The sequence below is a fragment of the Streptomyces ficellus genome (assembly GCF_030406405.1).
Taxonomy (GTDB): domain Bacteria; phylum Actinomycetota; class Actinomycetes; order Streptomycetales; family Streptomycetaceae; genus Streptomyces; species Streptomyces ficellus_B.
On record NZ_JAUEPL010000010.1, the window covers coordinates 1 to 14,104 of the forward strand.

At 74.6% G+C, this 14,104-nt stretch carries 11 protein-coding genes; 4 read left to right on the plus strand and 7 right to left on the minus strand.

The window, feature by feature from the left end; genetic code table 11:
• The 6 genes from QWM81_RS09620 to QWM81_RS09645 all read right to left on the minus strand — a co-directional run.
• On the minus strand, positions 1-1,111 hold a 1,111-nt coding region (locus QWM81_RS09620), incomplete at its 3' end, for a serine/threonine-protein kinase (RefSeq protein WP_493660866.1).
• Positions 1,112-1,347: 236 nt separating this feature from the next.
• A complete protein-coding gene (locus QWM81_RS09625; protein ID WP_290111478.1) occupies positions 1,348-2,112 on the minus strand; it encodes a DUF72 domain-containing protein in 765 nt (254 codons plus the stop codon).
• A 21-nt stretch (positions 2,113-2,133) separates the two neighbouring features.
• Complete coding sequence (locus QWM81_RS09630) at positions 2,134-4,053, minus strand: protein-arginine deiminase domain-containing protein (RefSeq protein ID WP_290111348.1); 1,920 nt, start codon at positions 4,051-4,053, stop codon at positions 2,134-2,136.
• 102 nt (positions 4,054-4,155) lie between these two features.
• Positions 4,156-6,372 (minus strand): ABC transporter permease, encoded by a 2,217-nt coding sequence (locus tag QWM81_RS09635; protein ID WP_290111349.1) that lies wholly within the window; start codon positions 6,370-6,372, stop codon positions 4,156-4,158.
• A gap of 117 nt (positions 6,373-6,489) precedes the next feature.
• On the minus strand, positions 6,490-7,284 hold the full coding sequence (modA, locus tag QWM81_RS09640; RefSeq protein ID WP_290111350.1) for a molybdate ABC transporter substrate-binding protein: 795 nt from the start codon (positions 7,282-7,284) through the stop codon (positions 6,490-6,492).
• A gap of 12 nt (positions 7,285-7,296) precedes the next feature.
• Positions 7,297-7,710 (minus strand): TOBE domain-containing protein, encoded by a 414-nt coding sequence (locus QWM81_RS09645; protein ID WP_290111352.1) that lies wholly within the window; start codon positions 7,708-7,710, stop codon positions 7,297-7,299.
• A gap of 185 nt (positions 7,711-7,895) precedes the next feature.
• Between QWM81_RS09645 and QWM81_RS09650 the strand changes: the two genes are divergently transcribed.
• The 4 genes from QWM81_RS09650 (at position 7,896) to QWM81_RS09665 (ending at position 12,444) form a co-directional block, all read left to right on the plus strand.
• Entirely contained in the window at positions 7,896-8,231 is a 336-nt protein-coding gene (locus QWM81_RS09650) for a YnfA family protein (protein WP_290111353.1), read from the plus strand.
• A 310-nt stretch (positions 8,232-8,541) separates the two neighbouring features.
• A complete protein-coding gene (locus tag QWM81_RS09655) occupies positions 8,542-9,351 on the plus strand; it encodes an ABC transporter ATP-binding protein (RefSeq protein WP_290111354.1) in 810 nt (269 codons plus the stop codon).
• A gap of 65 nt (positions 9,352-9,416) precedes the next feature.
• On the plus strand, positions 9,417-10,412 hold the full coding sequence (locus QWM81_RS09660) for an ABC transporter substrate-binding protein (RefSeq protein ID WP_290111355.1): 996 nt from the start codon (positions 9,417-9,419) through the stop codon (positions 10,410-10,412).
• A gap of 49 nt (positions 10,413-10,461) precedes the next feature.
• The gene (locus tag QWM81_RS09665) at positions 10,462-12,444 is read left to right on the plus strand and encodes an iron ABC transporter permease (protein WP_290111356.1); all 1,983 of its coding nucleotides are present in this window, start codon (positions 10,462-10,464) and stop codon (positions 12,442-12,444) included.
• Between the two features lie 8 nt (positions 12,445-12,452).
• On the opposite strand, the gene QWM81_RS09670 is transcribed toward QWM81_RS09665, so the two are convergent.
• Positions 12,453-14,006, minus strand: a complete 1,554-nt coding sequence (locus QWM81_RS09670; RefSeq protein ID WP_290111357.1) for an MFS transporter — start codon at positions 14,004-14,006, stop codon at positions 12,453-12,455.
• Positions 14,007-14,104 lie beyond the last annotated feature (98 nt).

The window sequence follows — 14,104 nt, forward strand, 5'->3', positions numbered from 1 at the left end:
ACCTGTCGCTCGGCCTGACGCTGGGCCTCGCGCTCTTCTGCATCGGCGCGGGCGCGGGCCCCAGGGCCCCCACCCCGATGTCCCACCACCCGATGGCCGACCACCGGCACCCCCACCAGGCCCCCCCCCAGGTCAAAGCCAACGTCAAGGCCCACGTAGCCGGCGGGGCGCGCCGGTCCGCGCGCGCGGGGCGAGGGGCGGGGCGGGAGCCGGTGCCGGGGCTGGGCACGTGGCCGGGGCGGGCGCCGTGGGCGGAGCTGGGCGCGTGGCCGGGCGCCGGGTCCGGGAGGGACTGCGCGCGGCCCTGCCAGGCGCCCGAGGAGAACCAGTCGGCGACGTCCTGCGCCGGGGGGCGTTCCTCGGGCTGCTTGGCCAGCATCCCCAGCAGGTAGTTCTCGAACGCGGGCGGCACGTCCACGCCCAGCCGCAGCGGCGGCACCGGCGGGGTGTCGATGTGCTGGTACAGGATCGCCGTCGCGGTGTCGGCGTGGAACGGCGGCCGTCCGGTGAGCAGTTGGTACAGCACGCACCCCAGCGAGTACACGTCCGACGCCGGGCCCGCCGGCTGCCCGAGCGCCCGCTCGGGCGCCAAGTACAGGCTCGTACCGACGATTTGGCCGGCCGTGGTGAGCGCGGCGGCAGGATCGTCGACGAACCGGGCGATCCCGAAGTCCCCGAGCTTGACCGTCCCGTCCACGTCCGACATCAGGTTGCCGGGCTTGATGTCCCGGTGGACGATGCCCTGCCGGTGCGCGGAGGCGAGCCCCGCCGCGGTCTGCGCGGCCACGGCCGCCACCCGCGCCGCCCGCAACGAGCCCTCATCGGCCAGCTCCTGCGCCAGGCTGCGGCCCTCCACCAGCTCCATGACCAGGTAGAAACGGCCCTCCCACGCCCCGAAGTCGAACACCGCCACCACATGCGGATGGCTCAGCCGGGCCGCCGTCTGCCCCTCCAGCCGGAACCGCGCCGCCGTCTGCGCGTCGGAGTCGTCCCCGAGCAGCAGCTTCAGGGCCACCGGCCGGCCCAGCACCTCGTCCGTGGCGCGCCAGACCTCGCCCATCGCGCCGCGGCCGATGGGCGACTCCAACCGGTACCGATCCGCCACCAGCACCCTGTGCACCTGCCTGATTCCGATCGATCCGTCAACCCAACCGACGCCGGCGGAACAACTGCACCGTACGGGTGAGGTGATGGGAGTCCGCGACGGCCTCAGAGTACCTACCGCGAGGCGCGCCGAGTGCGCCACCACCGGGGATGCGGCCCCCGCACGACCTGGCGACCACTCGCCCCACCGCCCCACCGCCCCACCGCCCCGGCGCCGCCTCTGCGGCCCGCCCGCCCGCGCGTTCACGGTGAGGGCGGGCGGGTGACCGTGCGGCCGAGGGCGGTGGCCGTGTCGGTGAAGGCCCTGGCGTCCAGGACGGCCGCGCCGCCCGGGTCGTTGTTGAAGTAGACGTACACATCGGCCTCGTCCGGCCAGGCGGCGGCGATGCGGTGGACCCAGGACGTCAGGGCGCGCCGGCCGTAGCGCGGCGGGGGCTGGGCGGTCCCGGCGTGGAAGCGGACGTAACCCCAGGGCGCCGTGCGCCACAGCGGGGTCACCGGGCGCGAGCCCCGGTCCGCCCAGCACAGGGCGCTGCCGTGCCGTTCCAGCACCGTCCGCAGCTCCGCCTCCGCCTCCCACCACGAGGGGTGGCGCGGCTCGACGGCCACGCGGACCGTGCGCGGGAAGCGGCGCAGGCAGGCGTCCAGCGTGGCGGTGTCCACCCGGAGGGTCGGCGGCAGTTGCAGCAGGACGGGCCCCAGCCGGTCGCCGAGGCCCGTCGTGCGCTCCATCAGCCGGTGCACCGGCTCCTCGGGGTCACGCAGCCGCTTGATGTGGGTCAGAAAGCGGCTGGCCTTGACCGCCATGACGAACCCGTCCGGCGTCCGCTGCCGCCAGGAGGCGAAGACCTCGGTGGTGGGCAGCCGGTAGAAGGCGTTGTTGTTCTCCACGGTCGGGAAGTGGCGGACGTACTCCTCCAGCCACAGCCGCTGCGGCTGCCCGGGCGGATAGAGGACACCGCGCCAGTCCGCGTACTGCCACCCCGAGGTTCCGACGAGCATGGGCACAGAGCCCATGATCCCCGGTGTTCACGGCTTCCACCACGCGGCGGAGGTGTCGCGCAGGGTGTTCGTACCGCAGTGCACCTCCCCCATGCCCAGGTGGTAGGTGTCCCAGTCGTCTATGTACGACACCCTCATCCCCGCCCGGGTGTACGCGGCGGTCACGGCGGCCGTGAAGACGTCCGTGCCGCCGATGACAGGACCCCACTGCCGTGGCGCCAGGTACCGGTCGCGGCCGAGGAGCACGCCGTTGACCGCACCGGGCACGTACGCGCTGGTCATGACCGTGCCGGGGCCGGCGGCGCGGCCGGACCGCTCCCGCAGCCGCTTCTGCTGGCCGTACTCGTCCACCGCGTCCGGCACCGCCCCCGCGCCCAGCCGCGTCAGCCGGGGCACGCGGTCCCCGCGCTCGCCCTGCTCCGTGCCGCGCGTGTAGAGGGCGGGCACCCGCACGATCTCCGCGTCGGTCACACCCGTCTCGCGCCGCAGGACGTCCAGGTTGGCCTGGATGCGCCGCGCGGCCATGGTGTTGTCGGCGACCAGCCACCGCGAGGCGAGCGCCTGGGCGATGGTCTCCTTGGGGGCCGGCGCGTCCTTCCGGTCCGGCACGGAGAACATCCGCGCCCCGCCGTGCCCGGCCCGCTGCGCGTCACGCAGGAGCTTGAGCCCCGCCTCCGGGTCGGCGATCCCGATCTTCCAGCCGCGCGGCGTGTCGGCGGGCAGGAACTGGACGAACTCGTCCACGTGCCCCACGTGCAGCCACGAGGTGTCCAGCAGCAGCGGGTCCTGCATGCCCTGGGACGCCAGCAGCGTCCGCATCGCCCGCGCGGGCTTGGAGCCGTCGTCCTTGCGCTCGCCCATGATGATGCGGCCGGCGGGGAAGGAGCGGCCGCCGTGCGCGTACGGCGGGATGGTCTCCAGGTTCCCCATCGAGTTCAGCGTCCACTCCTCCGAGTCCCGGACCCCGGAGACCTGGACGACGCCCACGCCGTTGCCGCGCAGCTTCTCGAACAGCTCCCGGCCGGCCTCGCGGTCCGGCTGCGCCGAGCGCAGCATCACCCGGATCGCCTGCCGGCGGCCGTCCGGCCCGGTCATGCTCACATAGCCGGGTTCGACGAAGTCCTGCGCCCATATGTCCTGGTACGCATCGAAGGTGATCAGCGGCTTGTCGATCCCGGCCGCCGAGACCTCCTTGGCCAGGCCGCCGACGAACGCCCGCTGCCTGCGCGCGAACTCGTCCGTGCCGGGCACCTTGGTGACCATCACCTGCTGCGCCCGCTGGAGGTGATGGTGCGTCAGCAACGGGGCCACGCGCAGCGTCACGTCGTCGGAGGCGGTCACGCCGCCGGACGTCACGGTCAGCCGGATCACGGCCCGCCCGTCCCAGACCGCCGCGCTGTCGCGTACGACGTCGGTGCTCTCCACCCCGAACTCCACGCCCGCGCGCAGCTCGGCGGCCGTCAGCCGCGTCGTGCCCGTCACGAGCGCCCAGCCGCCCGGGCGCTTGACGAAGACCCGGGTGCGCTTGCCGCCGGCGGGGACGCTCACGGAGCCCCTCGCGGTGGCGGGCAGGCCCGCCATCGGTACGGATCGGACGCGGGCCAGGTCGGCGAGGTCGCCGTTGCCGTTGATGACGGCGTCGGAGGCGTCGTTGCAGGCGGCCAGCGCGGCGTCGGACAGCGGCTTGCCGCCGGGGCCCTTGACCGCGCACCGCTTGGTGTCGTCGTCGATGTTGGGCAGGAACACCGCGCCCCTGGCGGTGCTCCAGCGGTCCTCGCCGGCGGTGTCGGTCGCGCCGGTGACGTCCACCCGCCCGTCCCGGTTCACGTCCGCCCGCAGGTCCACCCTGGGCGGATCGGCCGCCAACGCCGGTGACGCGGGCGCCAGTACGGCGCCGATCACGGTGACGGCCAGGGCCGCTCGTCCCGCACTGCTCGTAACCACCATGCGTCCCCTCGGTTCCCTCTGTGGAAGTGGGTTGCCGAGGGGGAAGACGGCGTGGAGGACAGGTGCGTTGCCTGCGCCGCCGGGTGGAACCGCCGCGGCGTGCTACCTCGGTACGAGAGTGACCTCGGTGGCCTTGACGCCCGCGAAGACGGCCGTGCCGTCGGCCAGCCCGAGTTCGGCGGCGGCGGCCGGGGTGATCTCCGCGACCAGGTCGGGAGCCTGACGGGACGTCAGCAGCACGCGCAGCCGGCTGCCGACCGCCGTGATCTCCCGTACGGTGCCGGGCCATACGTTGCGCGGGCTGCCCGTGGGCCTGTCGCGGTGGAGCGACACCGCCTCGGGGGCGATGACCGCGAGGGCGTCCGTCCCGGCGGGGAGGGGCTCCGCCGCCACGACCGCCGTACCGCCGGGCAGGCGCAGGCCCTCGTCGGTGGCGGTGCCCGGCCAGGCGTTGCGGCCCAGCATGCGGGCCACCCATGGGGAGCGCGGGTGGCGGGTCACCTCGGCGGGGGTGGCGTCCTGGATCGCGCGGCCGTCCTCCAGTACGAGAACCCGGTCGGCGAGCGACACGGCCTCCACCGGGTCGTGCGTGACGAGCAGGCAGACGCCGCCGAAGCCGTCGAGGTGGCGGCGCAGCGTGTGGCGGACGCGGGCGCGGGTGGTCTGGTCGAGCGCGGCCAGCGGTTCGTCCAGGAGCAGCAGCCGGGGGCGGGTCGCCAGCGCCCGCGCGAGGGCCACGCGCTGCGCCTGGCCGCCGGAGAGCTGGGCGGGGCGGCGGTGGGCGAGGTGGCCGACGCCGAGGCGGTCGAGCCACTCGCGGGCGGCGCGGCGCGCCTCGGCACGCGGTACGCCGTGGGCGCGCGGCCCGTACGCGGTGTTGGCGAGCGCCGACAGGTGCGGGAACAGCGCGCCGTCCTGCGGCACCCACGCGACACCGCGCCGGTGCGGCGGGAGGTCGCTGACGTCCCTCTCGCCGAGCCGCACGCGGGCGTGGGCGCGGTCGGTGAGGCCGAGCAGGGCCCGCAGCAGCGTGGTCTTCCCCGCGCCGTTGGGCCCGACGACGGCGACGGTGGTCCCGGGCGCGGCGTCGAGGACCAGCTCGGTGAACCCGCTGACCTCGGCGTGCAGGCCCCAGCGGGAGGCGGCTGCGGACGAGCCGGCCACCCCGCGTGCCCGGCCACCGGCGCCTGGGGTTTCGGGGTGGCCGGGGTGGCTGGGCGCCTGGGGGTCCTGGGGGTGGGCGGGGTGGCTGGGGTGACCGGGCGCCTGGGGGTGGGCGGGCGCCTCGGGGTGGGCGGGGTGATCGGGCGCCAGGGGGTCCTCGGGGTGGGCCGGGTGACCGGGCGCTTGGGGGTCCTCGGGGTGGGCGGGGTGGCTGGGGTGGCCGGGGTCGTCAGGAGGACCGGGGTGGCCGGGCTGACCGGGGCGATCAAGCTGATCGCGTGCCTCGGGGTGGCCGGGGTGATCGGGGTGGTCCGAGTGGTCCGGCGGGGTGGCCGGGGCATGGGGTGCCTTCCGCTTGGCGTCGCTCGGCGCGGCCGTCCAGCGGCCTCGCAGCGCCACCAGGACCGCCATCGCGATGGCGAGCAGCAGCAGTGAGACGGACGTCGCCGCCTCCGGGCGGTCCTGGAGCAGCAGGTAGACCTGGAGCGGCAGGGTCTGCGTCACGCCCGGGAGGTTGCCCGCGAAGGTGATCGTGGCGCCGAATTCGCCCAGCGCCCGCGCCCAGGTCAGCGCCGCGCCGGCGGCGAGGCCGGGGGCGACCATCGGCAGCGTCACGGTGCGGAACACCCGCACGGGCGAGGCGCCCAGGGACGCCGCCGTCTCCTCGTACCGCCTGCTCAACCCGGCGAGCGCGCCCTCCAGGCTGATGACCAGGAACGGCATCGAGACGAACGTGGCGGCGACCACCGCGCCCGAGGTGTGGAACGGCAGCGTGACGCCGAACCAGTCCTCCAGCCACGGCCCGAGCAGCCCGCGCCGCCCGAACCCCAGCAGCAGGGCCACACCGCCCACCGTCGGCGGCAGCACCATCGGCAGCAGGACCAGCGAACGGACCAGCGCCTTGCCGGGGAACTCCGCCCGCGCCAGCAGCCAGGCGAGCGGCACGCCGAGCAGGGTGGACAGCCCCAGCGCCCAGAACGACACGACCAGCGACAGCTTGAGCGCCTGGACCGACTCGGGGCTGCCGAGGTGCGCGCCGAGGTCGCCCCACGAGGTGCGGGTGAGGATGCCGACGAGGGGCAGCAGCAGGAACGCGATGGCGACCAGCGCGGGCACGGCGAGCGCCATCGGGGTGCGCGGGCGGAGGCGTCTCATCGAATTCCTGTCGGCGGGTCGGGCGGGTCGGGCGGGTCGGAAAGTCGGACGGTCGGCGGGTCGGGCGGGTCGGCGGGTCGGTGCGTTCTCGGCGCGCGGTACGGCTCCGGCGGTGCGTTACGGCTGCTGGAAGCCCGCCTCCTTGAGGATCTTCCGGGCCTCGGGACCGCTCAGCCAGGTCACGAACGCCTCGGCGGCCGCGCTGTTCTTCGAGGACGTGAGCGCGGCGGCGGGGTACTCGGCGATGGCGTTCTGGGCGTCGGGGATGTCGACGGTGTCGACCTTCCCGGGCGCGCTGCCGGCGTCCGTCTTGTAGACCAGGCCCGCGTCCGCCTCGCCGAGTTCCACCTTGCTCAGTACGGCGCGGACGCTGGGCTCCTGGGAGACGGGCTTCACCGCGATCCCCTGGGCGTCCAGGATCTTCCTGCTGTACGTGCCGGCCGGCACCTCGGGCGCGGCCAGGACCACCTTGAGCGCCGGGTCGGCCAGGTCCTTCAGCCCGCGCACCTTCTTGGGGTTGCCCTCGCCGGTGGCGATGACCAGGCGGTTCTTGGCGATGACGGTCGGCTCTCCGGTCTCGCCGCGTACGCCGGCCATGCTCCGGGCGTCGGCGGTGACCAGCACGTCCGCGGGCGCGCCCTGCCTGACCTGGGCGACCAGCTCCTGCGACCCGGCGAAGGAGAAGGTGATCTCCGTGCCCGGGTGGGCCTTCTCGTACGCGGCGCCCGCCGCCTTGAACACGTCGGTCAGGGACGCGGCGGCCAGCACGGTCAGGTCGGCCTGTGGCTCGGCGTTACCCGCGCTCCGTACGGGCTCACCGCCGTCACCGCCGCAGGCGGTGAGCGTCAGCAGCAGGGCGGCGCTCAGCGCGGCGGCGGTCGCGGTACGGCGGTGGGTGACGGGCTGCGGCATGGGGTCGGCTCCTCAGAGGCGGTCGATGTGGACGCTGGTGGACTTCACCCGGGCGGTGGCGCGCATGCCCACCTCCAGGCCGAGTTCCTCGACGGCCTCGCGGGTCAGCAGGGAGACCAGCCGGTGAGGCCCGGCCTGGATCTCCACCTGGGCGGCGACATCGCCGAGCTTGATCGCGGTGACGATGCCCGGGAAGGCGTTGCGGGCGGAGGTGTAGGACGGGTCGTCCTCCCCCTGACCGCCCGGCCCGCCCTGGCCGCTCTGCGCGACCTCGACCGAGAACGCGGCCAGGTCCCGGCCGTCGATGAGACGGCGACCGCCCTCGTCGCGATGGGTCGCGATGCGGCCGGCGTCCGCCCAGCGGCGCGCGGTGTCGGGACTTACCCCCAGCAGCCGCGCGGCCTGGCCAATTGTGTAGGACTGCATATGCGAAACGGTAGGCCCCATTGCCTCTCGTTTGCAAAGGTTCAAGCGATCCTCCATGGCAGATGCGACCTTGCCTGGAGGATGCGCCGAAGGTCTACGGTCGGTGGTGCGCGCGGATCGGCTCCGCCGCGCCCCGGCCACTCGACCCGCTCTCCCCGACACGTCAGAGAAGGAACCCCGCCGCCGTGCTCGTCGCCCGTTCCGTCGCCCTGTTCACCGTCGCCGCCCTCTTCGAGATCGGGGGCGCCTGGCTGGTCTGGCAGGGCATCCGGGAGCACAGGGGCTGGATGTGGGTGGGCGCCGGGGCGATCGCCCTGGGTCTGTACGGGGTGGTGGCCACGTTCCAGAGCGACGCCGACTTCGGGCGGGTGCTGGCCGCGTACGGCGGGATCTTCGTCGCCGGGTCCATCGCCTGGGGCATGGTCGCCGATGGCTACCGGCCCGACCGCTTCGACATCATCGGCGCCGTGGTGTGCCTGGCCGGCATGGCCGTCATCATGTACGCCCCGCGCGGCGGCTAGGGCCGCCCGGCGCCGTGTCGGGCGGTGGCCGCCTCTGGCGGAGGCTGCTGACCGGGCCCGCGGCGGCGCCCGCGAGTGCGGTGGCGCCCGAGAGGGCGGGCCCGGCCGCGCCGGCGGTGGCCGCGGCGCCCAGGGGGCGAGGGCCGTCCCGGGTCTGCGGGCAAGGTGACGTGGGGGTGCGCGGGGGCGCGTGGGGGTGCGGGAGATCTCGACATGGTCACAAGTGGCTGGTATCGGTACCGAGCTATTAGGTGTGCCTTACCTAAGTTGTATGGTGGCGCCGTCAGTCCGGCGGCAGGAGGGGTACGTGGTGTCCGAAGGCGATGTCCGTCTGGTGGCGCGAAATCTCGACGTCGGGCACGCGGGTCGCCCGGTGCTGAAGCAGGTGGACCTGTCCCTGACGGCGGGCCGGATCACCGTCCTGGTCGGGCCCAACGGCTGCGGCAAATCGACCCTGTTGCGCACGGTGGCCGGTCTGCTGCCGCCCATGGGCGGCGAGGTGCGCATCGATGACGAGCCGCTCCGCTCGCTCGGGCGCCGCACCCTGTCCCAGCGCCTGGCGTTCCTGCCGCAAACCTCGCAGGCCCCGGCCGGGGTGACGGTGCGTGAGCTGGTACGCCACGGCCGGTACGCCCACCGCGGCGCCCTCGCCCGCCACACCGCCGAGGACACGGAGGCCATCGACTGGGCGCTGGAGGTCACCGACGCGGCCCCCCTGGTGGACCGCCGGCTGGACGAGCTGTCCGGCGGCGAACGCCAGCGCGCCTGGCTGGCCATGGTGCTGGCGCAGCGCGCGGGCGTCCTGCTGCTGGACGAGCCCACCACGTACCTCGACATGCGCCACCAGTTCGAAGTGCTCGACGTCGTACGGCGGCTGGCCCGCGAACATGGCATCGCCTGCGGTGTGGTGCTGCACGACCTGATGCAGGCGGCCGCCTACGCCGACGACGTCGTGGTCGTCGCGGACGGCGGGATCGCGGCCGCCGGCGCCCCCGACGACGTACTGAACCCCGACGTCATCGACCGGGCGTTCGGCCTGCGCGTCAATGTCGTCCGCGATCCGGCGACCGGCTACCTGGCCTGCTTCCCCCAGCGTCCCGAAGCCGCGACCGCCTCCTGAGACGCGCGTACCACCCCAGTACACCCCCCGCACACCCAGCACACCCAGCACAAAGGAGACACTCCATGCAGAGAATGCTGCGCGCCCTCGCGACGGGCGGTACCGCTGTGGCACTCATGCTGACCGCCGCCGGCTGCGGGTCCGGGACGGTCGGTGACACCACGGACGGCAAGACGGGCGGGGACAAGACCGCGAGCGGCAAGATCACCGTCGACACCGCGCAGGGCAAGGTCAGCCTCGACAAGCCCGCCACGAAGGTGGTGGCGCTGGAGTGGACCTACACCGAGGAGCTGGTCGCGCTCGGCGTCACCCCCGCGGGCAACGCCGACAACAAGGGCTACAGCACCTGGATCACCGCCAAGGGCGCCGCCCTGCCGGGCAAGGTCACCGACGTGGGCGACCGCAACGAGCCCAGCCTGGAGAAGATCAGGGCCCTCCAGCCCGACCTCATCGTCATCGACAACGACCGCTCCAAGGCCAACCTCAAGCAGCTCCAGGCCATCGCGCCGGTGCTGTCCTTCACGTACACCACCAAGCCCCAGCTCGCGACGATGAAGAAGAACTTCGGCGAGCTGGCGAAGGCGGTCGGCAAGGAGGACAAGGCCGCCGAGGTGACCAAGCAGATCGACGCCAAGGCCGCCGACCTCAAGGCCCGGCTCGACAAGGCCGGCAAGGGCGGCCTGAAGTACGCGCTCGCGCAGGGCTTCACCGCCAACGGCAGCGCCTCGATCCGGATGCTCACCGACGACGCCATCGCCCCCCAGGTGCTGGGCCTCGCCGGGCTGAAGAACGGCTGGAAGGGCCAGTCCGACGCGTGGGGCATGACCACGGTCGGCGTCGAGGGCCTGACCAAGGTGGAGAAGGACGCGACGTTCCTGTACGTGGCGGCCGACAACGACAACCCGTTCACCGGCGACCTCAAGGACAACCCGGTCTGGAAGGGCCTGGACTTCGTCAAGAAGGACAAGGCGCTGCCGCTCGACCCGGGCACCTGGCTGTTCGGCGGCCCGCTGTCGGCGATGCACCTCCTCGACGAGACCGGCAAGGCTCTGAAGGTCTGATGGTCTCGGAAGGACTGACGGCCACCCCGGCCTGTCCCTCCTGCTGTGCGTGGCCGCCGTGGTCCACTTGGGCCTCGGGGCGTCCGGGGTGGGCATAGGCGACATCGCCGCGCTGCTCGCCGGCCACGGCGACCCCCGCACCGAGGACGTCCTGCTCGGCAGCCGGCTGCCGCGCACCCTGACCGGGCTGGTCGTCGGCATCGCGCTCGGCGTCTCCGGGGTGCTCGTCCAGGGAGCGACCCGTAACCCGCTCGCGGCCCCCGACACGCTGGGCGTGAACGCCGGGGCGTACTTCGCCGTGGTGCTCGTGGCGTTCACGGGCGTGAGCCTGGGTCCGCTGCCCGCCGGAGGGGCGGCGTTCCTCGGCGGGCTCGTCGCGGTCGGCGTGGTGTACCTGCTCACCAGCGGCGGGGTGCTGACCCCCGGCCGGGTGCTGCTCGCCGGGGCGACCGTCGCGCTGGCCGGCACCTCGGCGGCCGAGTTCCTCCAGATGCTCGACGTGCAGGCGACGCGCGGCCTGTTCTTCTGGGGCAACGGCACCCTGATGCAGTCCGGCCTGGAACGGCCGCTGATCCTCGGCGCGGTCGTCCTCGCCGGTGCGTTGATCGCGCCGCTCCTGGCGCGGCCGCTGGACCTGCTGGCGCTCGGCGACGAGACCGCGCAGGCGATGGGCGTACGGGTCGAACGCATCCGGCCCGCCGCGTTCCTGGTCGCCGTGCTGCTGTCCGCCGCGGCCGTCTCGCTGGCCGGACCGATCGGGTTCGTCGGGCTCATCGCGCCCGTGATGGTGCGCCAGTTGGGCCTGCGCAAGCACGCGCTGGCCATCCCCATGGCGGCGCTGCTGGCCTCGGCGCTGGTGCTCGGCGCGGACGCGGCGGCCCAGCTGATCGTGACGCCGTCCGCCACGCAGCCCGCGGAGATCCCCGTCGGTGTGGTCACCGCGCTCATCGGCGGCCCCGTCTTCATGGCCCTCGCCCGGCGGGTGAGCACCGGCGACGCCGACACCGGCGCGGCGGTCGTCGTCTCCGGCCGGCGCCGCGCGCCCACCTACGCCGTCGCGCTCGGCGGCGGACTGGTGGCGCTGGCCGTCGCGATCGTGGTGTCGCTGCGCGTGGGAGACGTCGAGGTCAGCTGGAGCCAGCTGGGCGCGGCGCTGTTCGGGTCGGCCGAGCAGATCACCGAAGCGGTGGTGTCCTACCGGCTGCCGCGCATCCTGGTCGCCGCGCTCGCCGGGGCCTGCCTGGCGGTCGCGGGCGCGGCCGTGCAGGCGGTCGTACGCAACCCCCTGGCCGAGCCGGGACTCGTGGGCGTGACCGGCGGGGCCTCGCTCGGTGCCGTCACGGTCATCCTCGTCGTGCCCTCGGCGCCGCTGGCGGCCCTGCCCGCGGCGGCGGCGATCGGCGGCGTCCTGATGCTCGGCCTGGTGATCCTGGTGGCCCGGGGCACCAGCGGCGGCGGGCGGAACGTGCTGGACCCGACCCGGGTGGTCCTGGTGGGCCTGGGCGCGGCCGCCACCTCGATGGCCCTGGTCAACATCATGGTGGTCGGCGCGCAGATGAACATCGCGGCCGCGCTGAACTGGCTCGCCGGCAGCACGTACGCCCGTGACTTCTCCGCGCTGGGCTGGCTCGCCCTGCCCGCGCTGGTCGCCGTCGTGCTGGTGGCCGCCGCGCGGCCGGTGAACCTGCTCGCCCTGGGCGAGGAGCTGCCGCGCGCGCTCGGCCTCGAACTGGGCCGCGCCCGGCTGCTGGTGCTCGGCGCCGGCGCCGTCCTGGCGGCCGGTACGGCGGCGGCGGTCGGCGCGGTCGGCTTCGTCGGGCTCGTCGCCCCGCACCTGGCCCGGCGCATCGTCGGCAGCGGCACCGCGCGGGTGGTGCCGATGGCGGCGGTCCTGGGCGCGGTGCTGGTGGTCGCCTCCGACGCGCTGGGCCGCTGGCTGCTCGCCCCGACCGAGATCCCGGTCGGCATCGTCACCGCCCTGCTCGGCGCACCGTACCTGGTGTGGCTGCTGCGCCGGACGCAGGACGTGTGACGGCCGGCTCAGGACGTCTGGGGGATACGGGACCGGGGCCGCTTCGCGGTCCCGGTGGCCGCCTCCGGCCCGTCCCTGAGCGTGCGGGCGGCAAGCACGCCGAGCAGGCAGACGAGTGCGGAGGCCAGGCAGACGGTGCTGAACGCGCCGGAGAACGCCGAGCGGGCCAGCGGCTGGAGCGCGGGGTCGACCATCTCCAGCCGCCCGGTCGCGACGGCGTCCCGCAACCCCGCCCCGCCCGGCCCCCCGCCCGCACCCGGGCCCTGCACCAGGCCCAGGCCCTCGTCGAGGCGGGCCGAGAACAGGGCACCGAAGAGCGCGACGCCCGTCGCGGTGCCGAGCGGGTAGCAGGCGTTGGTCAGCCCGGAGGCCATCCCCGCCCGGTCGGCGGGGGCCGCGCCCACCGCCACGCCCATCAGCGGCGGGAAGATGACGGCGCCTCCGACGCCCAGCAGCACCAGGCCGGCGGCCGTCGCCACCCGCCCGCCGGCCGCCCCGCCACCTCCCGGCGCGGCGGCGGCCGCCAGCACCAGCAGGCCGCCCGCCTGGGCCGCGAAGCCCCCGGCGACCAGCGAGGCGGCCGAAAAGGCGCGTTGCAGGCGGGCCATGAACAGCCCGGCCAGCAGCAGACTGCCCGTCAGGGGGACCAGCTGGAGCCCCACTTCCAGGGGCGAGTACGCGTGGGTGCTCTGCAGCCACAGCGTGACGAAGGCGAGCACGCCCAGGCTGGACATCCGCGCCAGGAACCCGAGCACCGCCGCGCCCGAGAACGCGCGGACCCGCAGCAGCGTCAGGTCGATCAGACCGTCCCCGCGCCGCTGGCTGGCCACCAACGCCACGGCGAGTACGACGCCGACAGCCGCCGAGACCGTCACATCGGCCCCCGCCCACCCCGACTCAGGCCCGGCCACCAGCGGATAGTGCAGGGCCAGCAGCGCACCGACGGCGAGCAGCGCGCCCAGGGCGTCGATCCGGCGCCGGGCCCCACGCGGCGCGGCCGACTCCGGCATCCGGGCCAGCGCACCGGCCACCACCAAGGCGCCGATGGGCACATTGACCAGGAAGATCCACCGCCAGCCGAGCGCCTCGACCAGCACCCCGCCGACCAGCGGCCCCAAAGCCCCGGCGGCCGAGGCGATGGCGGCGAACGCGGCTATCGCCCGCTGGCGGCGGGCGCCTTCGTACGCGGCGGCCATGAGGGCGAGCGTGGGGGCGAACACCATGGCGCCGCCCAGTCCTTGGGCGGCCCGCGCGGCGATGAGCGCCGTGGCGTCCGGGGCCAGTCCGCACCCAGCCGAGGCGAGCGTGAACAGCACCATGCCGAGGGTGAACACGGCGCGCCGGCCCATCCGGTCGGAGAGTGCCCCCGCGGTGAGGATCAGCGCCCCGAACGCCAGCGAATACGCCGACACGGTCCACTGCACCCGGTCCAGCCCGGCCCCCAGGTCCCGCGCGATGTCGGACAGCGCGACGTTCACGACGGTCACGTCCAGGGTCATCATCACGCCACCGGCGCTGACCAGGGCGAAGGTCCAACGGGGGGAACGGCGGCCGGAAGCCACGGGATCACCTCCACTTGACGTCGAGCCCGGGGAAAAGGGCAGCCCGACGCCGGTCGGGCGTTGACGGCACGTCACATCCCGAGTCTGGCCGGATGTTG

Coding starts and splice junctions, on each gene's coding strand:
- QWM81_RS09630 (WP_290111348.1), bottom strand. CDS start 4,053: ATGGTGGTTACGAGCAGTGCGGGACGAGCGGCCCTGGCCGTCACCGTG.
- modA (WP_290111350.1), bottom strand. CDS start 7,284: ATGCCGCAGCCCGTCACCCACCGCCGTACCGCGACCGCCGCCGCGCTG.
- QWM81_RS09645 (WP_290111352.1), bottom strand. CDS start 7,710: ATGCAGTCCTACACAATTGGCCAGGCCGCGCGGCTGCTGGGGGTAAGT.
- QWM81_RS09635 (WP_290111349.1), bottom strand. CDS start 6,372: ATGAGACGCCTCCGCCCGCGCACCCCGATGGCGCTCGCCGTGCCCGCG.
- QWM81_RS09660 (WP_290111355.1), top strand. CDS start 9,417: ATGCAGAGAATGCTGCGCGCCCTCGCGACGGGCGGTACCGCTGTGGCA.